The sequence below is a fragment of the Curtobacterium sp. TXMA1 genome, assembly GCF_020162095.1.
Taxonomy (GTDB): Bacteria; Actinomycetota; Actinomycetes; order Actinomycetales; family Microbacteriaceae; genus Curtobacterium.
Map to the genome: position 1 here is coordinate 2,618,452 of NZ_CP083910.1, position 25,278 is coordinate 2,643,729.

Sequence of the window (25,278 nt, forward strand, 5' to 3'; positions counted from 1 at the left end):
AACGCGGCACGGCGGCACGGCGGCACGGCGGCGCTGACGCGCGCGGCGCTGACGCGGGCGGGCGGCACGGCGCGGGCCGGCGCGCCGGGCGCACAACCGGAAGCTCGTCGCGCCACGCGGTTCCGCGGTGCGACGTGCTCACCGTCGTGCGCGCGCACGCCGCACAACGCGGCACGGCGGCACAGTGGCACGGCGTCGGGCGGCACGGCGTCGGGCGGCGCGGCGCCCGGCGGCCTCCGGCGCTGCCCGCGCCGCCGGCACGGCGCCTAGGCCGTGCGGCGGTTCCGCCGGCCCTCGTGGGACCAGGCGGACGAGGGCAGCAGGCTCGGCGGGAACAGGTGGGACCGGACCACGCGGGCCCGCGGGACGGACGCGTCGAGGGCGACCCGCGCCTCCAGGACGGCCCGCCGGAGCGCACCGGTGTCCACGCCCGCCGCACCGTCCGCGGCGAAGCGCTCGACGTCGACCGCGTCGACGATGACCGTCAGGTGCGGGAGGACGGCCGCGGGGACGGCATCCGTCAGGCGCCCGAGCACGGCACGCGCCGTGCGGGCCGCCGCAGCGGCGTCACCGGGTGGCGCGAGCCCCGGCGCGTACCCGTGGTCGGCGACGTCGTCGAGCACCTCGCGCCAGGCCTGCAGAGCGGGCGAGCGCCCGGCGCGCACGGCGGCGAGCCGACGACGTCGACGGACGACGCGGACGAGCCCGGGGGCAACGAGCACCGCGAGCAGGAGCAGCAGCCCGACCGCCAGGCCGGCGGCACCCGGGCCGCCGGATCCGCCCGTCGTGGCCGCGGCACCCGGCTCGGTCGACGACGAGGGGGTCGGGGTGGGCGAGGCCTCGGCGGGCGCCGTCTCCCCGGGGGCCGGCAGCGGGGTCTCTGACGGTGCCGGAGCGGCCGTCGCGGACGACTCCGTGCCCGCCTGGGCTGCGGCGTCGGAGCTCGGCGTGGGCTCGAAGGACACCCAGCCGGCACCGCGGATGTACAGCTCGGGCCACGAGTGCAGCTGACGGTTCGAGACGGTGTACTCGCCGTCCTCGGTCTGGTCGCTGCTTGCGCGGTACCCGACCGCGATCCGCGACGGGATCCCGAGCGTCCGGGCCATCACCGCCATCGACGACGCGAAGTGCACGCAGTAGCCCTGGCGGACGCGCAGGAAGGTGTCGATCACGTCCATGCTGTCGCCGTCGTAGCCCTGCTCGACCGGCGCCGTCTCGGAGTAGGTGAAGAGGTCGCTCCGGAACCACTGCTCCAGGGCACGGGCCCGGGCGTAGTCGTTCGGCAGGCCGCCGGCCACCCGCTGGGCAGCCGCACGGATGTCGCGGGGCAGGTCCTCCGGCAGCGCCAGGTCGGTGCGGAGCTGGGCGTCGCTCGGCGCCGTGAAGCCCCGGCCGTCGGTCCGCCCGAGGATCCCGCTCGCCGCGATCGCGTCGAGGTACTCCCCCGACCAGGTCGAGGCGCCGAACACCTGGTACGTCGAGCCGCGCTGGGTCACGGGACCGGTCGAGCGGACCGTGTTCGAGTCCCCCATCCAGCGCCACTGCGACAGGTCGAGGTTCGTCGACTGGGACTCGACGGACACGGCGCCGCCCGGCACGGGCAGGTAGTTGCTCGACAGCCCGCTGATCCGGATCGTCAGGTCGCCGCGGCTGGCCAGACGGGGGTTGACCCCGACGGCCCACTGCTGCTGGTCCGCGGTCTCCGCGTCGCTGGCGTCGGTCACCGTCGGCACCCAGTCGCCGGTGCCGAACTCGTCGAGGTCGGCGAGCTTGAGGTACTCCGGCTGCCCGTCGGCGGTGCGGTAGCGGAAGACCTCGAGCTCGTTGGGCTGGCGCAGGTCGCGGCCGAGTTCGAGCAGCGTGCCGGGGCGACCGGGTTGGATCGGCGCCTGCAGCGCACCGGTGACCCCGGACAGCCAGCTGGCGTTGATCGGGACGAGCACCGGCAGGCCGACGGCGACGACGAGTCCGACGGCGCCCACGACCGCGGCCGGGAACGCCCGTTGCACCGGTCGGACCGACAGCCACAGGAGCCCGAGGAACGCGATGCCGACCAAGACGACGAGCACCGGCGACGCCGGCTCCCCCGTCACGACGCCGGGGACGATGAGCACGACGAGCGCGGGCACGGCGGCGAGCGCGACCGTCGGGGCGATCGCGGCGAGGAACAGGGACACCCCGGCGACCCAGCCGATCGCGATGGTGACGATCAGCCGGATCGCGTCGCTCTGCGGCAGCGGCGCGGGATTGAGCCGGATGGCGGCGAGCGCCTCGCCGAGGGCGCCCTGCCGGTCGAGCCATCCCAGCGGGGGCACGTCGTTGGCGACGGCGGCGACGCAGGACCCGACCACCAGCGTGGCGACGAGGGCGATGAAGCGCACACCGGGCGCCCGACGCCGGACGGCGAGGACGACCGCGACGAGCACCGCGGCGAAGACCACGCCGGACACCCACCAGGCGGTCCCCTGGACGAGCGGACGCATCGACAGCGCCGCGACCAGGACCGGCAGCGGCGCGAGGGCGACGACCCAGGGGCCGGGAGCGTCGGACCGCTCGGCCGGACGCCCCGGGCGATCGGTGCCCGCGGGCGTCCGGACGCGCTCGGCCGTCGACGTGCCGCTCACCGGGTGCTCCCCTGCGCCTGGGCACCGGGGACGGGCACCACGAGGGTGCGCCAGCCGGCGCGGTCGAGGATCCCGCGCACCAGGGGGTCCGGCGGGACGATCGTGGCGAGGATGCCCCGGCTCGACCCGCTCGTCGCGGCGACGAGCTCGGCCGCCTGCTCTGCGGTGCACCGGCCGGTGACGACGGCGGTCATGCCGTGGACGTCGCGCCCGTGGACCTCCGGCAGGACCTCGGTGACGGGACGCGCGTCGGAGCGGACCCGGACGTCGGCGAGTCCGACGAGCACGTCGGTCAGGCTGCCGACGTCACCCGAGTGCCGCCCGGCGACCGGGGTGTGGTCGCTGACGAGCACGACGCGGGAGGTCCGTGCACTGAGCGCCCGCGCGACGCTCGCGGCGACGACGACCGCGTGCTCGAACGCCGCGTCGCCGCCGAGGTCGCTGAGCTCGGCGAGGTCGTCGCGGCCGAGTGCCTGGTAGGACTCGCGTCGGACGTCGATCGCGATGACGGCCTCCGGCGGTTGTGCCTGGGTGGTCTGGCGGACGTGGAGTTCGCCGCGCCGGGCGCTCTGGGCCCAGTGCACGCGGCGGATCGGGTCGCCCTGCCGGTACGGCCGGAGCTCGCTGTCGTCGGCGGAGCCGCCCTGCCCGACACGGCCCTCGTCGGCGGAGACGGCCCCCGCGAGCGCACCGGTGTCGATGGCGCCGAGCGTGGTCGATGCGGGGACGATCACCAGTTCCTCGGCGGGGACGACCGGCCGGTCGATGCGGAGCAGCCCGAACGGGTCCTCGACGCGGATGGTCACCGGGCCGACCAGGGTCCGGCCGCGGTGCATCGCCAGTGCCTCGACGTCGAGCACCGCCGGCGGTTCGTTCGGACCGACCAGGGCGTAGGTCTCGGCGTCGGACACGCTGGCCAGGGCGTCCTCGAGCTGCTCCCGGACCAGCAGCGTCGTCCGCGGCCCGATCGGCAACGAGGTCCCCCGCAGGGTGATCCGCTCGCGGTGGACCTCGCCGACCTGCACGACCGCTCGAGCCGTCGACCGTGTGGCACGCAGCGGCGCCGCGACGACGAGCGCCATCACGATGCCGAGCACGAGCAGCACGAGCAGCAGGAGTCCCGCGGAGACGGCGATGCTCGTGGTGGCGACGAGTCCTCCGCCGACCAGCGCGATCCCCGACCCGAGCACCGTCCAGCCCCTCGCCGTCGGCCGCGGGAACGGCGTGCGGCGGAGCATGGCCGCTCCGCGCCGACCGGTGCGGAGCGCCCACGACCGGACCGCACCGGCACGCAGCGCGGTCGTCGATGGCCCTCTGCCGTCGGGCATCAGGAGCGGACGGCTGCCGAGGCGAAGGGCACGGCGGTGTCGGACACGATCCGGACAACCACGTCACGCGCGGTGTCCTCGGCGCCCCCGCCGAGTCCGCGGGCGACCGGGACGAGCCGGTGGGACAGGATCACCGGCGCGAGGAGGGCGACGTCGTCGGGGGTGACGAACGCGCGACCCAGCAGCGCGGCGTGGGCACGGGCGGCCTGGGCGAGGTGCAGGGTCGCGCGGGGGCTCGCGCCGAGCACGAGGTCCGGGTGCGACCGGGTGGCGCGGACGATCGCGACGATGTACGCCTCGACGTCGGGCGCGACGTGCACCCCGCGGACCGCGTGCACGATCGCGTGCAGCGTCTGGACGTCGACGATCGGTCGGAGCGAGGACAGCGGGTCGCGGGTGCCGCGCGCGGCGAGCATCTGGCGCTCGGCGTCGGCGCTGGGGTAGCCCATCGCGATGCGTGCCATGAACCGGTCGCGCTGGGCCTCGGGCAGCGGGTAGGTGCCCTCCATGTCGATCGGGTTCTGTGTCGCCACGATCATGAACGGCGACTCGAGCGGCCGCGTGACACCGTCGACGGTGACCTGCGCCTCGGCCATCGCCTCGAGCAGGGCCGACTGGGTCTTCGGGCTGGTGCGGTTGATCTCGTCGCCGATCACGACGTTCGCGAACACCGGGCCGGGCGAGAACCGGAAGGTGCCCGACGACTGGTCGTAGATGTTCACGCCGGTGACGTCGGACGGGAGCATGTCCGAGGTGAACTGGATGCGGTTGACCGTCCCGCCCACCGAGGCACCAAGCGCCTTCGCGAGCACGGTCTTGCCGACGCCGGGGACGTCCTCGACGAGCAGGTGGCCCTCGGCGAGCATCACCGTGAAGGCGGTGCGGATGGCGTCGACCTTGCCGTCCACCACGGTGGAGACGGCCGCGACGACGTCGTCACCCACCGCCCGGACGTGCTCGATCGGGAAGGCTCGGTCGGTCTGGTCCGGCACGCAGGCCTCCTCGTCTCGGGACAGGTGTCGTGCATGCTACAACGGCGCGGTGACAGCCACCGGAGGATGCGTCACCGATCATCCGGAAGGCACACTCGGACGCGACCACGGGACGGACGGGAGGCTCGCGGCGGGCCCGCCACGAGCCTCCCGTCCGCCGGTCCACACCTCAGGACGCCGGCCGCCCGACCGCGTCCGTCGCGTGCTCGTCCGGACCGCCCACGTGCGCCCTGTCCGCGTCCGCGCCGTCCGCCGCCACCCGCGCCGCCTCGGCGGCGATCAGCACCCGGGCGGCGACCGCGACCCCCTCCTCGCGCCCGAGCTCGGTGTCCTCGTGCTCGATGTTGACGCGCATCTCCGGGTCGACCTCGTGCAGCGCACGGAGGAACTCCGTCCAGTACGCGGTCGGGTGCCCCTTCCCGAGCGCGACGAAGTCCCAGGACGACGGCGACGGCCAGGCGTTCGCCCACTCGTCCCCGCCCAGGTTCGTGCGCGGCCCGTCCGGCGCGAGTCTGCGGAAGGAGTTGTCGAGCACGCCGTTCAGCGCCGCCGCCGGGTTGATCCGGACGTCCTTCGCGGCGGCGTGGACGACGAGCGGCCCGAGCTCGCGGACCACGGCGACCGGGTCCATCTGCTGCCAGAACAGGTGCGATGCGTCGAGCTCGACCCCCACGTTCGTCAGCCCGCCGCGCTCGACGAGTTCGCGGATCGTCGCGACGTTGAACACGAGGTTCTGCGGGTGCAGCTCGAGCGCGACCCGAACGCCGTGCTCCCGGGCGAGCGCGTCGATCTCCTGCCAGAACGGCACGGCGACGCTCCACTGGTGCTCGAGGACGTCGAGCGCGGCCGAGTTCCACGCGTTCACCACCCAGTTCGGACGGCGCCCTCCGGGCTCGCCCGCCGGCAGCCCGGACATCGTCACGACCCGCGTCTGCCCGAGCCGTGCGGCCAGGCGGATGCTGCGACGGACGTCCTCGGCGTGGGCGGGACCGATCGCCGGGTCCGGGTGCAGCGGGTTGCCGTTGCAGTTGAGCCCGGCGATCTCGACACCGGTGCCGGCGAACCGCGCGAGGAACGCGTCGCGGACGGCGTCGTCGACCAGGATCGCGTCGATGTCCGGGACGTGCACGGGGGGCAGGAACCCGCCGGTGTTCAGCTCGATGCCTGTCAGCCCGTTCGCCGCGACGACCCGCAGGGCGTCTTCGAGCGGGCGGTCGTGCAGGATCGCGTCGTACAGCCCCAGCCTCATGCGTGCACCGCCTCGGCGACCGTCTGCAGCGCGCCGTCGGCGGCCGCGGACCGGGCCACGGCGTCGAGGACCTCCATGTTGTGGACGCCGTCGTGGAACGTCGCGTTCGGCGGCAACGGGTCGGCGACCCCGGCGACCTCGTCGAGGAACGCCCGCGCCTGGTACTCGAACATCTGGTTCTGCCCCCAGCCGACACCGGGGGCGTCCATCGCCATCCCGCCGGCGACGTACGGGTGGTCCGGTCCGAGCACCACCCGGCGGTACCCGCCCGTCCGCGAGCCGTCCGACTGCAGCGCGAGGCCGATCTCGGACGGACGCTCCTGGTCCCAGCGCGCCGCACCGTGCTCGCAGGAGACCTCGACGACCAGGCCGTTCGGGTGGCTCGTGGCGACCCGGGACGCCTCGAGCGAACCGACCACCGTGCCGTCCCCGAACCGGGCCGAGAACGTGGCGTAGTCGTCGTTCTCCACGACGGCCCGTTCCCCGGTCAGCGGAACGTCCTGCCCGCGCAGCGCGAAGCCGGCGGCGACCGGTCGCTCTGTGACCGCGGTGGCGAACACCCCGCCGGAGACACTCGACACCGGCCCGGCGAGGAACTCGGCGACGTACGTCAGGTGCGAGCCGACGTCGGCGAGCGCCCCGGTGCCCGGTGCCCCGGTGAAGCGCCACGAGATCGGGACGTCGGGCGAGGCGCCGTAGTCCGTCCAGTACCGCCCCGAGACGTGCAGGACCCGGCCGAGGGTGCCGTCGGTCACGAGCTCCCGGATCGCGGCGAGCCCGGGCGCGCGACGGTAGGTGAAGCCGATCCGTCCGACGATCCCGCGCTCCGCGGCACGGTCGGCTGCGGACGCCATGGCCCGGGCGTCCTCGAGCGTGTCCGACAGGGGCTTCTCGCACAGCACGTGCTTGCCCGCCGCGAGCAGCCCCTCGACGACCTCGCGGTGCAGGTGGTTCGCGACGACCACGCTGACGACGTCGACGTCGTTTGCCGCGGCCACCGCCCGCCAGTCGGTGTCGTGCCGCGCGTAGCCGAAGCGCCGGGCGGTCTCGGCGGCGACGGGTCCGTACACGTCGCACACCGAGACGAGCCGCACCGGCGGCAGGGTCGGGGCGAAGAGGGACGGGGCGTTGCGCCACGCGGCAGCGTGGGCCTTCCCCGCCATGCCGGCGCCGATGACGGCGACGCCGATGCTGTCGACCATGCGTGCTCTCCTTCGAGACGAGTGGGGCTCTGGAACGTTCCAGAGCGCACTAGACTGTATCGACGGCAGCCCATGTCCTGTCAAGCCCCGATCCTGCGATCCGTCCGGAGGAGCCCGTGTCGCACCGCCCACCGACGATCGTCGACGTCGCCGCACGAGCCGGGGTGTCGAAGTCACTGGTCTCGATGGTGCTGCGGGACGACCCGGGCGTCTCCCCCGCACGGCGCGCCGCCGTCCTCGCCGCCGCGGACGAGCTCGGCTACCGACCGAACCGCGCCGCCGCGATCCTCGCCGGCACCCGCACGCGTACCGTCGGCGTGGTCGTGGACGACTTCCGCAACCCCTGGTTCGTGCCGATGCTCGAAGGCGTGCGCACGGCACTGGCACCGCACGGGCTCCGGCTGACCCTGGCGGACACCCGGGCGAACGCCCACCTCGGCACGTCGCCGCTCGACGACCTCCTGGCGCTCCGCGTGGACGGGGTGGTGCTCGCCGCCGAGGGCTCCGCCGACACCGCGGTCCCGCCCGGCACCCCCGTCGTCGTCGCCGGTGAACGGGCGTCGGTGCCGAGCGGGCTGGACGTCGTCGCGTCGGACGAGGCCGCGGGCGGCCAGCTCGCGACCGAGCACCTGCTGTCGCTCGGCCACCGGCACATCGTCCACGTCACCGGCTCGGGAGGCCCGGCTGCCGCCCGGCGCGCAGCCGCCGTCGAGCGGATGGTCGCGGCCGGTTCCGCGCCGCTCGTCTACGGCAGCGGTGCCACCGCCGAGTCGACCGGGTACGAGGGCACCCGGCGAGCACTGGCGGAGCACCCGGAGACGACCGCGGTGTTCGCGGCCAACGACGTCATGGCGATGGGAGCGATCGCCGCCGTGCGCGACGTGGGCCTCCGCGTGCCCGAGGACGTCTCGGTGATCGGCAACGACGAGACCCCGCTGGCATCGTCACCGCTCGTCCGGCTGACCACCGTCGATCCGCACAACGACGAGGTCGGCCGTCTCGCGGCGGAGCGCCTCGTGGACCTGATCGGCGCTCCGCGAGGGCAGGGCACGCCGGAGCGGACGCTGGTGGCGCCGACCCTGGTCGTCCGGTCGACGACCGCGCCGCCTCGATGACGGGAGGGCGTCTCGCGTGGACGCCCTCGCCTCGGCGGTCCGCCGCACGGACGCGGACCCGGTCGACGGCACGAGCAGCGACCGTCGCCGGTGCTCGATCGGATCAGCGCAGGAACGACGAAACCCCCGCAGCAGCGGGGGTTCCGTGGAGTGCGGGTAGTTAACGCATCGCGTGCGATCCCCGTCGTTGCGCGGAAGTAGGAGGTCTCTCGATGTGCGATCGGCACAGGGACTACTGCACATTTGGCACAGCTCACTAGGCAAGGCGGCGTTCGGTCGGCCGCATCGGATCCGAGGAAGCGGTCGGCCGCCACCAGAAATAACCTCGCCATGGCAGTGCTGTTCTGGCGCTGGTCGAACGTGACATGACCGGTTCGGTCCACGACTACCCGAGTGCGGGCGTGGGGACGGAGTCTGGCCCGCGGTAGCCTCCTCCTCCCGCAAGGGGCTCCTTCCGAAGTCGATTAGTACTGAAGCACACGCGATGACGCAATTGGTACCGCGCGTCGAGGACGCTGCCGCACGCGAGGTTCTCGTGGATGGCGTGCCGTCACATAGGAAGACCCCTCTTTTGGACTTTCTAAAGCTGCACCTTGCCAGGGCATCCAGCGTGACGGACGCTTGGTACTTCCGTCGTGGAACGCTGATGATGTTTGGCCTCGTTGCATGCCCCCGACCGTCGTACGTTCGTCTGGCGCAGGAGCGGTCGCTCACGGGGCGCCTTCCAATCAAGCGACGCGGCACTGCCGATACCCTGTGCTTATGACCGAGACAGACGTGAGCTATCTTGCGCTCGAGCCGGTCTTCCCTCTGTCCAGAGATCCGGAACTGGCGCGGTGGCGTGCGTCACTCGAGCCCCCCCCCCCCCCCTTTAAACCGACCCTGCGTGAAGCAGCTGATGATCCAGGCGACGCACGCCGCCTCAAAGACTTGCAACTCGCCTGCGAGCCGATCACGGTGCAAACGGTGCAGCACAACGCAACGACAATTGCGGAGCATCTGGTACTCCTCGCCGAGATCGGCAACGTGCACGTTGGCTTCTGCATCGCGTCGAACGGAAGCGGCTCTCCTGACCCGACGTTCATCCAGGTGGTTGCCGTGGCGCCGCCCGCACCGCGAAGGGGCGTCGCGACGGCGCTCCTCGATTCGATCCGGGCGCGTGCGTCGCAGCATGACATCGCTTTCGCTACCCGGGAAGACAACGCAGCCGCCCGAGCACTGACCACGCGATTCGCCGAACGCATCGGAGCATCACTGCGGCCTGTGCCGTCGGGCACCTACCGGCACGGCGACCTCGGCACCGCACATGGCCTTGGCTACCATCCATGGCTCATGAATATGCGTAAGCCACAGTCGTCCCAGGTCTGGCGCTCCAAATACTCGTCAGACCCGGTCGTCGTGCACCGGCGGCCCGGCCTTGCAATTGAGGCCGCGCTTCTTCGCGTACAGCGACAAGAGCCGCTGCTGTAAGGCACAGCCGCCACACCTCCCCGCCCCGAAGCCCGGTGGCCGGCCGCGTAGAGGTCGTCGGCGATGAACCAATACCTGAACGTCGAGTGGTCCCGGTGCGCGTCGGTCGGTAAGTTCGTCAGGCGAGCGTCGCCCCAGGCCCGCCTGGACACCGTGCAGGCGCGCCTGAGATCGAACACCTGCTTCGACAAGCCTGACACCCGGCAGGTCACCGCGCCCGGGATCCGGTCTGCGGCAGGTTCGAAGACAACCGGGTCGACCGTATCGGGAGTTGCGACTGGGCGAAGTACGCAGCCGCCCGACGAAGGATCTCGTTCTCCTGCTCGACCAGACGGATCCGCTTCGGCGCGTCCCGTAGTTCGGCTTACTCAAACGCTTTCGCCGACGGCGACGCTGCAACGCTGATGCCGTCGTTACGGTTCGCGAGCCGCAGCCATCTAGCCAGGCAGGACTCGGAGCCACCGAAGTCCTCCGCGATCTGCCGCACCGACGCATCGCCTGTACGGGCGATCGCGTCACGTCGGCACTCTTCCGGATACACCTTCACCATGGCTCACATCCTTCGTGCAGGAGTCAATGCTCCTACCTGGCGGAGTCAGCCCAGCCTGCAGCAGTCTTCCTCTCACAATTACGCAACTGCATGCACCTACTGATCTATATCGCTCTCCCCGCCAGTCGCATGCCGTAGAACGAGTGACGCCGTCTCGGCGGCCGTCATCGCCTCACTATCAATCCAGTGACCGACCCCGCTCAGCTCCTTCCTCAGATGCTCTTCCAGCGTTTCAAAGCCCAGGAAGTCAAAACGCTCACTTGCCTCCCGACCGTCATTTCGGCTAGAGCACACAGAAGCCGACGGGGCCAGGACAATCAGGGTCACCCGAACAGGACTTAGGTGTTCACAGAGCAGATTGTAATCTGCAAGCGAGACAAGAACGCAATCGATGATCGGATTAAACCCGGCCATCGCAAAGTTCTTCGCGAGCATGCCCAGGTTAAGCAAACTCAACAAGACCTGACGTCGGGCCTCGCTGGCCGGCTCGCCCAGAGCCCACACCGCACCGTTGCGAATCATCCCTTGTAAGGCGTCGGCTGACAACCGGGCCGACGCGCCATAATTCGCCGCGACTAGCTCGGCCACGGTTGTCTTTCCCGCGCCCGGCATGCCAGTCAGCACAACAGCCTGCGCGTTCTCGTACATGACCCGACAGCATAAACCGAACGCTCTCGCACGGCAACGACACACCGCCCGGCGTCCGAGAGCGGGCTGTGGCCACTCCCGACGTGCTGTCTGCGTGTTCCGCGCGGGGGCAGCCGGTCAAACTGCAACTCCGGACGACTTTTCTCACAGACCACACAGCTCGAACGAAGGGATCGAGTCCCGCTCGACACGTCACTAAAGCTTTTAGTTCAGCCTCACACCCCTGCAAATACGCGGTTCGACACCTGCTAAACCATTTTAGTTCCCCTGGGCCTTCCGTCTAGTCGAGTCGATGTTGTACCGTCCTGGAACGGGGAGGCTCAACCAAAAGGCCGCAACGGCAAGCGCCGGACAGGGTAGTCCGTTCTGCGCCATCGGGAATGGGCCTCGATTAGAACGGGGATGTTTTGTCGCGCCAGAAAGATGCTGAACTCTACGACGTTTGCGTGGTAGGCCTAGGTTATGTCGGGCAGACTCTTGCAGTTGCTTTCGCAATGGCGGGATCTTCTGTCGTCGGGCTGGACACAGACTCGCATGTTCTTCGCGAGATCGAAGCTTCGCGAACAACGTTCTACGAACGCGGATTCGAGGAGGACCTCCGTCGGGTTCGTGAACAGAATCGGTTTGGGGTGCAACACGCTCGCGAACCCTTACCGAAAGCAAGCAACTACGTCATCACAGTTGGCACACCGTTGAAGAACGGGCGCGTGGACCTTGACGCGCTTGAAGCCTCGTTCGTCTCCGTAGTATCGCAGATGCCGGAAGATTCCCTAGTCGTGGTTAGGTCTACTGTCTCTGTGGGTGCTAGCAGGGCAGCAATGAGCAAAGCGGTGTCTCGGATTGGGAAGAGGTTCAAACTCGCGGTCGCCCCCGAACGAACGGTCGAAGGAATCGCACTCGAAGAACTTAGCGATCTACCGCAGATCATCGGAGCGGTCGACGAGGCATCGGCCGCGGCTGCGACAGGCCTCTTCGCGACTCTTGGGGTTGAGGTTGTGCGTGTAAGCAGTCTTGAGGCAGCTGAGTTCGCAAAATTGGCCAGCAACACCGCACGAGACCTCACTTTCGCCATCTCAAACGAGCTTGCATATCTTGCCGATGAGCTGAATGTCGACGTCTACGAAGCGATCAACGCCTGCAACGCGGGATACCCCCGAGCAAACATCGCCCCGCCGGGCCCGGTCGGCGGTCCATGCCTCACGAAAGACGCCATCATTCTGGCAACCTCAACGCGAGCTATGGAGCGGCCAAGCTTCGCTCTCGCCGGTCGCGCGACGAACACCTACCTCACTCAACACGTCCTCTCCCGCATTGCCGATCAAATTAGCGCTCCCCCGAAAGTAATCGGGATCATAGGACTCGCCTTCAAGGGAGCCCCGGGAACGTCTGATACGCGCGGTTCACTCGCTACGGACCTCGCTTGTCAAGCCAAGGCATATTGGCCGGAGACCGAGGTAATCGGCTGGGACCCAGTTGCATCGATGAGCGAAGAAATGAGGACGCACGTCCGGGCCACGACGCTTGACACGCTGGTGACGCAATCCAAGATCGTAATCTTGCAAACCCGAAGCGACTATTCAGCTAGCCCGGAAATGCTCCGCGCACTAGAACGACTACCGAGAGACGCCACCATCGTCGATCTGTGGAACCAGGTCCCCCTTGAATTTCGCGACCGCCCTGACCTCACGGTTCTGACACTCGGGCGAACCAGCTCCGCAATGAACCAAGAGCAGAAGAGGGCGCTCGTAGCATGAGCCGATTCCTAGTCACCGGCGCGACAGGCTTCATCGGGAGCTACTTGGTCGAGGCTCTCACGAAGCTCGATCATGACGTCATCGCTGTCGATATCGGGCTTCAACCAGAATCTGCTTCTCGGGCGAAGAGACTAACCAAGAACGCACACATAACTCTAGCCGAGGTAGACCTCACCGACCAGGTCGCCGTTTCGCGTCTACCCGCTGTGGACGGCGTGTACCATCTCGCCGCACTCAATGGAACACAGAATTTCTATACACGGCCATTTTCGACGCTTCGTAATTCGAGCACACCGACTGTAAATCTCCTGGAACGATACAGGGCTGAAGATCTCCGGTTTTTCTTCTATGCCGGATCCTCCGAGTCATATGCAGCCACAATACAGACCTTCTCTTGGCCACTTCCGACGTCTGAGGAAGTCGTTCTGACAGCTGGACATCCGACAGAAACCCGATACTCGTACGCCGTAGCAAAGACACTAGGGGAGTTTGCCTGCTTTGCGGCACAGGTTGAATCGGGAATTCCTGTCGTCATCGGGCGGCTACACAATCCTTACGGCCCGAATATGGGCCTCAACCACGTGATACCGGATTTTGTATCGCGGGGGGTCGAGGGGCGCTTCGAACTACATGGCGCACGACAGACCAGAAGCTTCATTTATATTGAGGACGCCGTGAACGCAATAATCGCTTTGAGCCAAGTTGCAATCGGCAAGATTGTGAACATCGGCACTCAAGATGAGATCGAGATGATCGCACTAGCGCGTAAGATAATGAACCTGGCTGGCTGGAAAGGACAGATCGAAGAGTATCCCTCGCCGCCGAACAGCGTCGATCGACGAGTTCCTGACACCGGTCTCCTTCGTTCCCTAATGGACACCTCTGGATTCCGCTCGCTGGACGAGGGGTTGCATCACACTGTCAACTCGATGCTCGGCGTACAGCAGGACGCGGACGCCGGACTAGCGGGAACCAAATGATTCAGGCACGACGTGACCATCCAGCCGATCCACTGGTTCTCGTCCCACTGCTAGATACTGCCAACGGAGGATTACCCGAGATTCGAGCATGGTGCGACGCGGCAGGTCGCCATGACGCTTTCAGATTTCGAGCTTTCGAACGTCGGCGCGATCTTCTGCGGCACCGGACCATCTTTTACGTATATTTCCCGGAGTGGCTAGTTCGTTCGAGTGTTACTCAAGAAGCTGGAATCAGTATTTGGTCGACTTTGTTCGCTTTGCGCATCGCGAAGTCCCGCGGTACAAAGATTGTCTGGCATGGAAATAATCTTTTGCCACATGAAATCGATAAACGGGGCCTGGTAGATCGGTTCATGCAATCGTTCAGCGGATTGGTCGACGCCTTTATCGGATCCTCGCAATCATCTGTGGACGAATTCGTGGAACGATATCCCCGGCTCCGCGCCGCCGAGACCTGGGTGATCCCGCAGGGAAACTACCGAGCCTTCTACCAGCCTCCCAATCGTGACACAGAGGATCTCCGCAGCGACCTTGGGATTGAGCCCCACCATCGATTAGGTCTATCCGTGGGGATGATGCGGAAATACAAGAATCAGCTCGCTCTGATAGAGGCATTCCGAACTGTCCCCGATGCGAACGCTCGCTTAGCGCTGGTCGGCACCGCTCCAGACTCTGGATACCTGCAGCGCTTGATCCGTGCCGCGGAAGGAGACAGCAGAGTGCTGATCAGAGACGGTTATCTCAGCGACCAGACTCTCGCTAACTGGATCACCGCTGCAGACTTTACCGTGTTGCCCGCGCCGAGGTCACTCAAGTCAGGCACCGCAATGCTTTCGCTGTCATTCAACCGCCCTGTAGTTGTTCCTCACCGCGGCGAGTTCATCGACTGGGCCGACGACCTTGGACCAGACTGGGTCCAGACTTTCGACGGCGGAATTCGCCACTCAATCCTCAAGGAGGCATTTGGACGACATAGGCGGTCCGACGAAATTGCGCCTTTGGAGAAGTACAACTGGGATGATGGCGGGCGCGCTCTTGCGGAGTGCTTCCGATCAATGATGGAGAATTGACATGAAGCTGCTCTTCAGCGCCGAACCTTACGGTTATGGACCTGCGGCGAAGGCTGTGGCGATCGCGCGGACACTTCACGCTCAGGGCCATTCCATTTCTTTCGTGGGTTCGGGAACCGCCTTGCACTTCGCGCAGGGCGCGGCGGACACGTTTGACACCTGTCTCGATGAGCACCTAGTTGATTACTCCGGACTGCTCCAACTCAACTTCAATGCCGCAGTCAGTGTGATGGAGCCCTCGCTGACTGTTGCCGCACACGCGGTTGGCTTGCCGAGCGTATACGTCGACAGCCTCTATTGGATGTGGAATTGGGCGGATAACGACAGCCAACGTTTGCGCGCTGTGGTCGAACACATTGCGCAGTTGCCCGTGGACTCCGCATTAGAGGCTCTAGCTACAGAAGACATGCACGACGGACAATTCGTCGCTCATCGACTGGCCACGCGGCTCCTTGTGCAACGATCGTTCGAGTCAAATCAGAGTGGCCTCCGGTCCCTTATGACGCCGACGATGATTGGTCCTGTGGTTGAGAAATGCCCGACCTCAGAACCCTACAAAGGCCCAATCGTAGCAAGTATAAGTGGCATGCTTAGTTCGCTCGTCGATATGCATCTCGCGCTTCCCTGGGCTCAGGCAGTCGTAGACCTGCTGCATGACGCGTACCTGAATTCGAACTTGACCTGCGGGATCATCGTCCAGGGTAATCCCGCCGTCCTTTCCAACCTCCGCTCCCCTGCTTCCTCCCATTTTCAGATATCGCCTGCGGCAGACCATGTCGAAGCGATGGAGCGCCTAGCCAATGCACCTATCAGTCTCGCTCCACCCGGAATCACCTCTATTCTTGAAGCCTGGCAGCACAGCGTACCGTTCGTGGCACTTCCCGCTCAGCACTATGCGCATGGGGAGATTTTTGAACGCGTGTCTGGCGGAGATACCGTGGCGTTTCCGGGGATGTCTGATTCTCGGCTTGCAAGCGCCAGATCGAATCGGACGGATGAAACACGCGACGTCCTTAATCTCTCGGTTCGTCGACTCACCGGAGAGAGCCGAACAGTAGAAGTTGCACGGCTGAGTGAGATTCTCACATCAGTGGGGCGGTCGCCCCGTTTGTGGGCCGAAGCACAAGGGAAGATCCTCTCTCGAGCTTTCGGAACGTCCGATGGGACTGCTGAAGCCGCAGACGTGATCCTATCCGTGGGTTGTGACGCTGCGCGTGTCTGAAAGCAAAGAGAACGCCCTGGTCGCCCGGGTGCTCAAACAAAGTGCCCAAAGACCTGACTCCGTCGCTATCGTTGATAGGTTCGGAAGTTTGACGTACGGAGAACTCGGCAAAGCCATCCATGAAGGAGCGGCGAATCTCGATCGGGCGGAACAAAATGCGATCGCGATCACGTCTGCCGGCCACCGGGGCGCAGTGATTACTATGCTCGCGGCACTTGCGGCCGGCGTAACCTTCGTACCGGTCCATGAGCGCGAATCGGCGAGTAGGGCTAAGCGCGTCGTCGAAGAAGCTTCTAATGCCATCGAGCGAATGCAGCGGCGTCCCGCCTTTGTGCTGGCCACGTCGGGTAGCACCGGGCAGCCCAAACTCGTTCCTGTAAACGAAGCAAATCTTCTTCCCTTTGTAGACTGGTCGACAACGTACTTCAATGTCACTGCAGGCACGGTTGTGGGCAATGTCTCGCCACTGAGCTTCGACTTGAGCACGTTCGACATCTATGCGGTCCTGGGTGTCGGCGGTAGATTGGTCTTTCCCCCTGCCGGCCTTCTCAATGCCCGCACCTTGCTCAATTCGTTCAACCATGAGGGCGTTACCCACATATACGGCGTACCTACCGCATGGCGGCTCCTCCAGGCAGCGACAACCAAGTGGGGAGGAATTCCAACTCTTACCACCGCCATGTCCGCAGGAGAATCGCTGACCGTCGGATTGATGAATCTTCTACATGCGGCTTTCCCGGCAGCAACGTTCTATAACCTCTATGGACCCGTAGAAGCTAATGTAGTGGCTGCACATCGCGTTTCCGAAACAGATGGAATAATTCCGATAGGGAAGCCTGTTGCCGGGGCCTCACTTGCGTTATATGACGAAGCTCTCAATTCGGTCATCCCGCTGAATTGTTCAGGGCAGGGAGAACTGTTAATCTCAGGCCCTTCACTTCTGTCCGCCTATCTAGGTCCGAGCCCAGAAACACCGTCCGTCACTATCGGGGAAGATCGCTGGTACCGGTCTGGCGATTGGGTTTCCCGCGATTCCGACGGTGTGTATACGTTCCAGTATCGGCTCGGTCGCCAGCGGAAACGAAAGGGCTATCTAGTGGAGCCAGCAGAGGTGGAGACCGCCGCCCAGCGAGTCCTCGGCTGTCGCACCCGCGCATTCTTTCGACCAGTAGCTTCGTCCGCCGAGCCTGTACTAATCCTTGGCGTGGCCAGCAACTCGAAGATCAGTTCTCATCAGATAGCTGAATTGAAACGAGCCCTTCCACCATTTCTCTGGCCTGACGAAGTTTATAACGGCATGAACCTAGTCTTCAATAGGAATGGGAAGCCGGACTGGCCCGCTTCTGAATCGTCCGTCGCGCGCGACCCGGCGCGCGACTACTTTAGGGGAGTAATTTGAATACCGCGGCGAAACTTTTCGTTGAAACACTCTACGGCGTCCTCCAACAGACCATACCTAGCGACGTCGACGACGAGCAGTGGTGGAACAGCTCCCTACTCGGCGACATCGGGCTGGACTCACTGGCCATAGTTCAGCTGATCTCGGAGATCGAGGAGCAATTCGACGTAGAACTTGACGACACGCAGATGACTATGGACGTTTTCTCCACGCCGCGCGCATTTCTCAGTTTCGTGACATCTAGCAGCACGCACTGGTCTGAACAGAGCGCCGGTAAGCCGTCAAAGAACAGCGGTGTGATCTGATGCAACACTTCGTAGCAGAGATCTGCATCGATACTCAACAACGCGAAGAAACCACAGCGCCGCTGCTGGCCAACCCCGTTTCATACCTCTGGTCAGGCTCAGCATCGAGGCTCCGATGGATAGATGATACGTCTTCATGGGGCGAGGTACGACGCAACCCGAACCAAGCCCGGGGTTGGCTTGGACACCGCTATGGCCAGGGCGACGGCGAAGAGCTAGCCCTTGATCGCAGTCTCCAGGAAGTTTGCGGTCACTGGGATGGACGATTTGCTGCATTCGACGTTAGCGACCACTCCGTCGAAATCGTGACCGACCCGCTAGGGCTTCTCCCAGTCTATTACTCGGTACAGGTTACACCGGCCGGCCGAGTTGTGTACATCTCAAATAATGCGGCTGCGGTCGCGCCACGCAAAGACGATTACAACGAAGTGTCGCTCGTCACTTTCCTCGCTGCGGGCGCATCGATCACCGGTGACCCCATTTATGCAGGTGTCCATAGGCTACCACCGGGATCGCTCACTACCTTCTCTGCACGAGGCATAACGAGTGCGCGACTTACTGCACTCACGCCGTCGGACTTTGAGAACCCAACATCGATTGCGTCTGCGGAAGAGATGTTGCTCTCCGCAGTGGAAGACGGACTCTCAGGCGCCTCGGCCCCCGAGAGCTATTTACAGCTGACGGGCGGCTATGACAGTCGGCTGCTCCTAGCCGCACTCCTCCGCCTCGGGCGAAAGCTTCCCGCCCTCACATTCGCCCTGCCATACTTGCCCGGCTACCCGCTCACCGAAGATGTCGAACTCGCGAGACTTATCGCGGCTGCGGCAGACGTGACCCACCGAGTGGATGACTTCGGGATCCTGACAATGCCAGTTCAGCAGTTGAAGCCTGTCTTGGGCCGGCTGCAAAGAGAAGGATCGGGCCTGATCTGCATCTCCGACTTGAATGATTACTTCATGCCGCTTGCTGACGGAACACTCCTAATCGACGGGGTCGGCGGCGAACTCGGCCGAGGGGGTTGGGATCACCAGCTCGGCGCCCGCGGCGAGATGAAAGACGTTCGGTCATCGGCACAGTTCTCGACTTTGCTTCTTGAACGACTGACGCAGGCCGAAAGTGTTCCGACACTGCTGACGGAGCGGAGCTTCGATGTGGTCAGGGAAGCGGTAGCGAAGGCGACCTCGAGTGCGATGAAGGAGGGATTCAGCCTCGAACAACTGAATGAGGCCACCTTCGCGAAGCACCTTGCGTCTTGGCACGGAACCAAGGTTCATTTGCTCACGCCCAACCGTTACGTCTTTTCACCGCTCCTCTCTCGCAGGTTGTGGACGAGTTACCTTTCGACGCCTCGGTCCGAGCGCGAATCCGGCGGGATTGGCCTTCAGCTGTTGCGCCGGCTGGACCCTGACGGCATCCTCCACCGGCCGTTTGCCACCCGCGGCGCGCAGTACGGCGGGGCTGCTGGAAGAAGGGCACTTCGCCCGTGGCTCAGCCACCGTCACGCATTCGAAGGTGAGAATCCCCTGCCGCCCGACCACGAGTTTGCTCTCCTCAAGCTTAAGTTGCCGGAGAGCCTTTCGGCACTTCCCGACAAGGTGGCGGGAGCACTCGACGAGCAAACCCTACATTCCCTACTCAGCCCCGATCTGCATCGTCCCTCTAGGGTTCAGCGGTTGCAGGTGCAGCGTCTCATCAGCCTTTCGGCAACGGTCTCGCGAGCGGTTTCCCATTGAAGCTACTCAAGTATTCCCTAAATCTTGGGCCACGAACCTTTCCACTCGTGCTCCTCATCGGAATCGTCGTCGGTACAAGTGGAGCAGCGAGCGCGGCAAGTCTGGGTAGTCTTCTAGCGACTCTCGGTGCCGGCAAGATGCCGATGCCAGCCACGGTCGCGACCTTCTTTACAGCATTCGGCCTCCCCCTCGTACTTACACCTGTGAGCGCAGTACTGATCACTCACTTGTCGGGTCTCTATCTACGCGACTTCGAATCACGCCTGGGTAGTGAAGCATCCACTGCTCGCACAACAGAGACTCTCGAGTCGTCCGATTTCCACAGTCGAGTTGCAAGTGCGCGAGCCCGGGAGTTCTCACTGTTTGACGGACTTCGGTATCTGTGGACCGGTTTCCTTCAGACGACATTCCTCGTGGCCGGCACGGCGATCACACTTGCGCTCGTAGTGGGCCCACTCGGATCACTGATCGTGCTTGCGAGCGTTGTCTTTGATGCCTGGTGGACTAATCGCGCCTCGGAGCACGAGAACCGGGTGTGGCCTCGTATTGGGGATGACTCTTCAAGAGCCGAGTATTACAGCTCGGTCGCAATCCGTCCGGGTGATGGCAAAGAAGTACGACTATTCAGTCTGCTAGAGCCTCTGAGGTCTAGATTCCTTCGAAGCAAAAGCAACGTCGATAGTCAACTCGGACGAGCGCGAATGCTCGGCCTGCGATCATCCGCGCTGGGACTCCTAGTGCGACTAACCGCAGCAGCGCTTTCGGTTGGGCTCATCTATGCCTTCAATACTTCCGCGCAAGCCTTCCCAAAGCTTCTGGCAGCGCTGCCCATCCTCGTTGTTGCTATGACACTCGACCTTACTGGTCTTCGCTCGATGGGTAACGCTACCGAAGCACTGAAGGCACTCGAACTTACGTCCGATGCTCGACCGCGTTCCCTGCGCGAAGAAGTTTCACGCTGGCCCGCCCCCATGGAGTCGTACGCTCCAACCCGCGAGACCGCGTTGAAGCGCATGGGTGCCCCGGACATTGTCTTTGATGGTGTTTCGTTCACGTATCCCGGAGCCAATCACGCCGTCCTACGCGATATCTCCTTCCACCTGCCTGCGGGAGAGCCGACCGCTCTCGTAGGGCGAAACGGCGCGGGCAAGTCCACTGTGATGAAGCTCCTTGCCGGGGCCTATACGCCGACTGGCGGGAGAGTGATTGTCAACGGGGAAGACACCACGAGCTGGACTGAGAAAGAGTGGCGCTATTGGCAACACGAGATTGGTTTCGCTGGACAGGATGTTCCCAAGCTTCCTCTACCCCTAAATGATTATCTGAACTTGAGCACGATCTCTGGTGGACAGGTGGCCCGCGATAGCCAATTGCGTGACAGTTTGGGCGCGCTCGACCTCCTGCACAAGCTGGACCGGCTACCGCTGGGACTTGCGACACCGGTCTCCAGCGAAGTCAGCAACGGAACAAATTTTTCCGGTGGAGAGTGGCAGAGGCTGGCTCTTGCCCAGGTACTGCGCTCAATCGATGCAGGGTCCCGCTTCGTACTGCTCGATGAGCCTGCTTCCGCTCTTGACGTCGAAGCTGAAGCACGTCTCGTCTCGAGCTACGGCCAACTCTTCGCGAGCTGCACATCCCTTGTGGTATCGCACAGGTTCTCTGTAGTGCGGCCTATTCCGAACATCCTGGTACTGGACAAGCAAGGAATAGTGGAGACGGGAAATCACGACGAATTGATGGCCCTTTCAGGGCTCTACTGGCACATGTTCAATTTACAGTCAAGTGCCTGGATTTCGGATAGCGAGTCAAACTAATGTACATGCTTCGTCATTCTCTTTCGGAGTGGATCAAGGTCACCTACGCGTCCAGCAAGCCGCTTACGGCCCTTGCCTTGTTCCTCACCATCATTGCTTCTCTCGCGCCATCAGCATTCTCCGCGGTACTGAGTCAACTACCGACATCAAGCCCCGATCAGGTTAGCCCGATACTCATGGTTCTGTTGGTCGTGGCGTTGATCTGGTATGGCTCTAGTCTTGCAGCGCCCCCGATCGTCGAGAATCTGCGGGACCGCGTGATTACACAAACGAGGTCTCGCCTAATGACGTTCGCCGCGGAACCTCCATATATCGAGCATTTTGAGAACGAGAACGTGGTCGATCGCCTTCGCCTTCTGAACAGGGATTCTTACCGCCTTGCGGGCATCCAGCACCTTCTAACGGCCTTTGGAGCCCTTCTTACTGTAGGAAGTGTCAGCATCCTTCTCGTAGCGCTCGACGCCCGATTCAGCCTTCTCGTCGGTACCGCTCTGGTCGCTGGCTTGTCTGGCACCATAAGCGACTACAGGCAAGGTCGGATCTGGCTTGAGAATGAGGAGAGCCGCCGGCTTTCAGATGCGTCCGCCAAGCTCCTTCGTGATCCGGCTCACGGCTTGTGGGTTCGGACCTTCCACTTGCAGCCGGTGCTAACCGCGATCACTCTTCGCGCGGCTGATCGTCAAAGGGTACGGCAAACTACAAGTCGAGTTCGTTTTCTACCTATTCAGCTTTGCGCTTCTATAGCATTCTTGTCCTTACTGCTGGTGTTCACATTTGGCCTCCTCACGGGTCTCGGCAACGGCGAGAACGTGGTGGCAAAGCTGGCTCTGCTCTTTCTTCTTGCACAGCAAGTCCTAGGTTCAACCCACGCGCTTGCTGCGAGTGGAACAGCGGTCGTCGATGGCTTAAATACGTACAGCGAATTCATTAAAGCACGCGACGACTGGGCGGCCGCGATGCGCCGGACGCCGGCTCAACACCAAAGCGTTCACCCGCCCAAAGCTACGACCCTCGCAGTTCTCGAATTGGATGGCGTATCCTTCCGCCACGGTGGTACGGAACGTGACAGCCTACGACCGACACGGGTCCAACTTAAGGCGGGGCAAGTCATCTGCGTCGTTGGCACAAACGGAGCCGGCAAATCAACTTTCGCGAACGTCCTTGCCGGGCTCTATCGGCCCACTAGCGGACGAGTACTGATCGACGGTTGCGATATTCATGCGACGTCGCCGACGGACTGGCAGAGACGAGTCTCATCCGCCTTCCAGGATTACTCGCGAATCGAAGGATCCGTCTTCGAATCAGTGTCCGCCTTCGCCTCGAACCTGGCCCGCGATCGCTTCGACGAGTCCTTGGCCATGTCGGACCTGGATAGCCTAGTGCGGAACCTTCCCCTGGGTCCCGCTACGCATATCGGCACGCTGACTCCCGGCACGGTTAATCTATCGGGTGGCCAGTGGCAGCGAATAGCGATCTCGCGAGCGTTCTACAAGGAACGTATCTCCCTCGCACTTTTTGATGAACCGGCCTCTTCCTTGGACCCGGAGACCGAGCAGGCGATCTACGAGAAGTTCCTGTCGGCTGCTAAGCGCAACCGCGGGGGTGCCGGGGTCATCACAATGATAATTTCACACCGCTTGTCAACAGCTCGCCTCGCAGATCGGGTCCTCGTCTTCAAGGACGGTCAACTCGTCGAAGATGGGACTCACAGGTCTTTGATTGACAACCCATTGAGTGAATACAAGCGACTTTTCGATATTCAAGCCGATCACTACTCCTGAATCGAGCCCCCCTTGAACGACATGGATTGGATGCCGCTAACCTGGCAACAGCAGCGCTTTTGGCACTGGAATCGAGGGGAGCTGTTTTGGGACGTATCGTCCGACGGAGCAGTCAAAATCCCTATCACCGTGACTCTCCCCGAAAGCCAATCTGAAAGATGGGCCTTGGACGTCGCAGACGCACTGCGTCAACTCACCCCGATACGCACGTATATCGACCCCCTCGGTGCACCTCGTCAATCTCCGTCGCACAAGTCAACCCCGCGATCGGGCGACCTCGTTCTATTCGGCGATGATCCGGATGTCGTCACGCAAGAGCTTTTCGAAACACCCATGGGGTTAGCCAATCCTGCGATGCTCGTCGGCGCCACGCGAATAGGCAACGGTCGGATTTCCGAACTACACCTTGTTATCTGTCATAGCGCAACGGACGGGTTCGCACTTGGTCTCCTCACAGATCTCATTCGGACGCATAAGTTCGGGAGGCGCATCGACGAACCCTTGACTCTTCCATCGGTGCTATCTCGTCAGCAGAGCGATGCCGGTCGCGCAACCTCAGCACGCTCAATGCGCCATAATCGACGAGTCGTCGCAAGACTCCCATCGCGACCTTTCCGCGACTTCGCACCATTGGCAGGCCTTAAGGACCATATCTACACGCGTTTGGAGTACTCCGTTCCGGGTCTCGCGTCGGCCGCGGCGCGGATTGCAAATGCCGCTAGCGTCAGCCCTGCATCAGTTCTTGTTGCTTCCCTCGCCCTTGCATTTACCGAGGCCACGGACTCAGAAGCATTTTTCTCAAAAGTAACCTTCAGCAACCGCTCCGGTAGTCTTGCCAACTTCTTTGGCTGTGCCTACCACGAGGGGTTGATGCTAGTGGATGTGGATCGAACCGCTCGCGCGGAGGATTTCGTTACGACCACTTTCCGTGCATGGATCAGCGCAATGGCCAACGCCCGCTACTCGGCGACCGAACTGGTTCAGATACTAGATGCCAGACGAGAACGAGACGGCGAATCGCTTCGATTGCGGACCGGGATCAATCTTTTTTGGAACGGGATCCCTCCGTCCTCATTGAGGGTGCCGGTGGGAGACCCATCGTGCCGGGTGAGCACCCGAGATTGGCCTGATGACTCCGTCGACCTGGAGTTGAAGATATTCCAGTTCGATTCCCGGATTGACTTCGATATCACGATGCACAACTCTCTTCATGGAAATGACAGCCTCGTGAAAGCCGTACGGCATGCTGTCGCGCTCATCCAGACGTTCGAGGAGTCGGCGGTTGAGCTTTCTGTGGATTCATGGTCCGCTTCTGCGTCCGATCGAGCGAAAGGTGTGATAGATGACTACGAATGAGACTTTGGCGATCAACGTACCTCCAGCGGTTGCCGTGTTTTGCGGTGCTTCTCCGGGGCGTGCGTCTTTCCGTCGTTCCGCGATGGAGCTTGGGGGCTCCATTGCTAACAGGGGATCACGGCTAATTTATGGCGGAGCCGCGACCGGTCTCATGGGTGCCGTAGCTGACGCGTGCCTCGATGCGGGTGGTGCCGTCGTGGGCGTGATTCCTCGGCAGCTGCAACGGTATGAGGTCGCCCACGCACGGCTCACCCAATTGGAACTTGTGGTCTCGATGCATGAACGTAAGGCGCGCATGGCCGACCTGGCGCAGGCTTTCGTGGCCCTACCTGGCGGTTTCGGAACTATGGACGAAACGTTTGAGGTTCTTACCTGGCTCCAACTCGGAATCCATACTAAGCCGATCTGCTTTCTGAACGTCGAGGGGTACTTCGACGAAATTGAAGGTTGGGTGGGTCGAGCGGCTTCAGAGGGGTTTGTCAAGTCCGTTTTCTCGGACTCGTTGCGCTTCTGCGAGTCCATCGAGGAGGTGTGGCACCACTTCGCGACTTTCATTCCTCCTGCGCACATCTTCAGCGCGTCCGGTCTCGAACAGGGGACGGCCGAGCGATGACCGCATCCGATCTCGCCTCGACTCGGTCCGCCTCGGGTAGGTGTCATTGGAAGCGCAGAGGTAAAACCTTTCC

General features: G+C 63.8%; 20 protein-coding genes. 13 read left to right on the forward strand and 7 right to left on the reverse strand.

Translation table 11 applies throughout. The features are described 5' to 3' along the window. Positions 1–266: 266 nt before the first annotated feature. From LCG91_RS12365 to LCG91_RS12385, 5 genes are all read right to left on the reverse strand, one after another. Positions 267–2,624, reverse strand: a complete 2,358-nt coding sequence (locus tag LCG91_RS12365) for a transglutaminaseTgpA domain-containing protein (RefSeq protein WP_224441543.1) — start codon at positions 2,622–2,624, stop codon at positions 267–269. Next, positions 2,621–3,952: a DUF58 domain-containing protein gene (locus tag LCG91_RS12370; RefSeq protein ID WP_224441544.1), complete on the reverse strand. Its 1,332-nt coding sequence runs from the start codon at positions 3,950–3,952 to the stop codon at positions 2,621–2,623. The genes LCG91_RS12365 and LCG91_RS12370 overlap by 4 nt, the downstream gene beginning before the upstream one ends. Continuing rightward, positions 3,952–4,944, reverse strand: a complete 993-nt coding sequence (locus LCG91_RS12375) for an AAA family ATPase (protein WP_224441545.1) — start codon at positions 4,942–4,944, stop codon at positions 3,952–3,954. The genes LCG91_RS12370 and LCG91_RS12375 overlap by 1 nt, the downstream gene beginning before the upstream one ends. Before the next feature lie 169 nt (positions 4,945–5,113). After that, the gene (locus LCG91_RS12380) at positions 5,114–6,193 is read right to left on the reverse strand and encodes a sugar phosphate isomerase/epimerase family protein (RefSeq protein WP_082687554.1); all 1,080 of its coding nucleotides are present in this window, start codon (positions 6,191–6,193) and stop codon (positions 5,114–5,116) included. Continuing rightward, a complete protein-coding gene (locus LCG91_RS12385) occupies positions 6,190–7,395 on the reverse strand; it encodes a Gfo/Idh/MocA family protein (RefSeq protein ID WP_224441546.1) in 1,206 nt (401 codons plus the stop codon). The genes LCG91_RS12380 and LCG91_RS12385 overlap by 4 nt, the downstream gene beginning before the upstream one ends. Before the next feature lie 116 nt (positions 7,396–7,511). Here LCG91_RS12385 and LCG91_RS12390 point away from each other — a divergent pair, with 116 nt between their 5' ends. After that, positions 7,512–8,510 (forward strand): LacI family DNA-binding transcriptional regulator, encoded by a 999-nt coding sequence (locus LCG91_RS12390; protein WP_058749694.1) that lies wholly within the window; start codon positions 7,512–7,514, stop codon positions 8,508–8,510. Positions 8,511–9,272: 762 nt separating this feature from the next. Then, entirely contained in the window at positions 9,273–9,980 is a 708-nt protein-coding gene (locus LCG91_RS12395) for a GNAT family N-acetyltransferase (protein WP_224441547.1), read from the forward strand. Between the two features lie 364 nt (positions 9,981–10,344). Here LCG91_RS12395 and LCG91_RS12400 read toward each other — a convergent pair whose 3' ends face one another. Further along, positions 10,345–10,530, reverse strand: coding sequence for a hypothetical protein (locus LCG91_RS12400; protein ID WP_224441548.1), 186 nt, complete (start codon positions 10,528–10,530; stop codon positions 10,345–10,347). 96 nt (positions 10,531–10,626) lie between these two features. After that, positions 10,627–11,178 carry an AAA family ATPase gene (locus LCG91_RS12405; RefSeq protein WP_224441549.1) on the reverse strand — a complete coding sequence of 184 codons (552 nt, stop codon included), beginning with the start codon at positions 11,176–11,178 and terminating at the stop codon, positions 10,627–10,629. A 446-nt stretch (positions 11,179–11,624) separates the two neighbouring features. Here LCG91_RS12405 and LCG91_RS12410 point away from each other — a divergent pair, with 446 nt between their 5' ends. From LCG91_RS12410 to LCG91_RS12460, 11 genes are all read left to right on the forward strand, one after another. After that, a complete protein-coding gene (locus tag LCG91_RS12410) occupies positions 11,625–12,932 on the forward strand; it encodes a nucleotide sugar dehydrogenase (RefSeq protein WP_224443150.1) in 1,308 nt (435 codons plus the stop codon). Beyond that, positions 12,929–13,912 (forward strand): NAD-dependent epimerase/dehydratase family protein, encoded by a 984-nt coding sequence (locus LCG91_RS12415; protein WP_224441550.1) that lies wholly within the window; start codon positions 12,929–12,931, stop codon positions 13,910–13,912. The genes LCG91_RS12410 and LCG91_RS12415 overlap by 4 nt, the downstream gene beginning before the upstream one ends. Before the next feature lie 257 nt (positions 13,913–14,169). Further along, positions 14,170–14,982, forward strand: a complete 813-nt coding sequence (locus LCG91_RS12420) for a glycosyltransferase (RefSeq protein WP_224441551.1) — start codon at positions 14,170–14,172, stop codon at positions 14,980–14,982. 1 nt (position 14,983) lies between these two features. Next, complete coding sequence (locus tag LCG91_RS12425) at positions 14,984–16,204, forward strand: hypothetical protein (protein ID WP_224441552.1); 1,221 nt, start codon at positions 14,984–14,986, stop codon at positions 16,202–16,204. After that, positions 16,185–17,603 (forward strand): AMP-binding protein, encoded by a 1,419-nt coding sequence (locus LCG91_RS12430; RefSeq protein ID WP_224441553.1) that lies wholly within the window; start codon positions 16,185–16,187, stop codon positions 17,601–17,603. Before LCG91_RS12425 ends, LCG91_RS12430 begins: the two co-directional genes overlap by 20 nt. Then, positions 17,600–17,908 carry an acyl carrier protein gene (locus LCG91_RS12435; protein ID WP_224441554.1) on the forward strand — a complete coding sequence of 103 codons (309 nt, stop codon included), beginning with the start codon at positions 17,600–17,602 and terminating at the stop codon, positions 17,906–17,908. Before LCG91_RS12430 ends, LCG91_RS12435 begins: the two co-directional genes overlap by 4 nt. Beyond that, positions 17,908–19,641 (forward strand): hypothetical protein, encoded by a 1,734-nt coding sequence (locus LCG91_RS12440; protein ID WP_224441555.1) that lies wholly within the window; start codon positions 17,908–17,910, stop codon positions 19,639–19,641. Before LCG91_RS12435 ends, LCG91_RS12440 begins: the two co-directional genes overlap by 1 nt. A gap of 701 nt (positions 19,642–20,342) precedes the next feature. Next, on the forward strand, positions 20,343–21,455 hold the full coding sequence (locus LCG91_RS12445; RefSeq protein ID WP_224441556.1) for an ATP-binding cassette domain-containing protein: 1,113 nt from the start codon (positions 20,343–20,345) through the stop codon (positions 21,453–21,455). A gap of 5 nt (positions 21,456–21,460) precedes the next feature. Further along, positions 21,461–23,236 (forward strand): ATP-binding cassette domain-containing protein, encoded by a 1,776-nt coding sequence (locus LCG91_RS12450; RefSeq protein ID WP_224441557.1) that lies wholly within the window; start codon positions 21,461–21,463, stop codon positions 23,234–23,236. Between the two features lie 12 nt (positions 23,237–23,248). Further along, entirely contained in the window at positions 23,249–24,592 is a 1,344-nt protein-coding gene (locus LCG91_RS12455; RefSeq protein WP_224441558.1) for a hypothetical protein, read from the forward strand. 4 nt (positions 24,593–24,596) lie between these two features. Continuing rightward, on the forward strand, positions 24,597–25,205 hold the full coding sequence (locus LCG91_RS12460; protein WP_224441559.1) for a TIGR00730 family Rossman fold protein: 609 nt from the start codon (positions 24,597–24,599) through the stop codon (positions 25,203–25,205). The last annotated feature ends 73 nt before the right edge of the window (positions 25,206–25,278 follow it).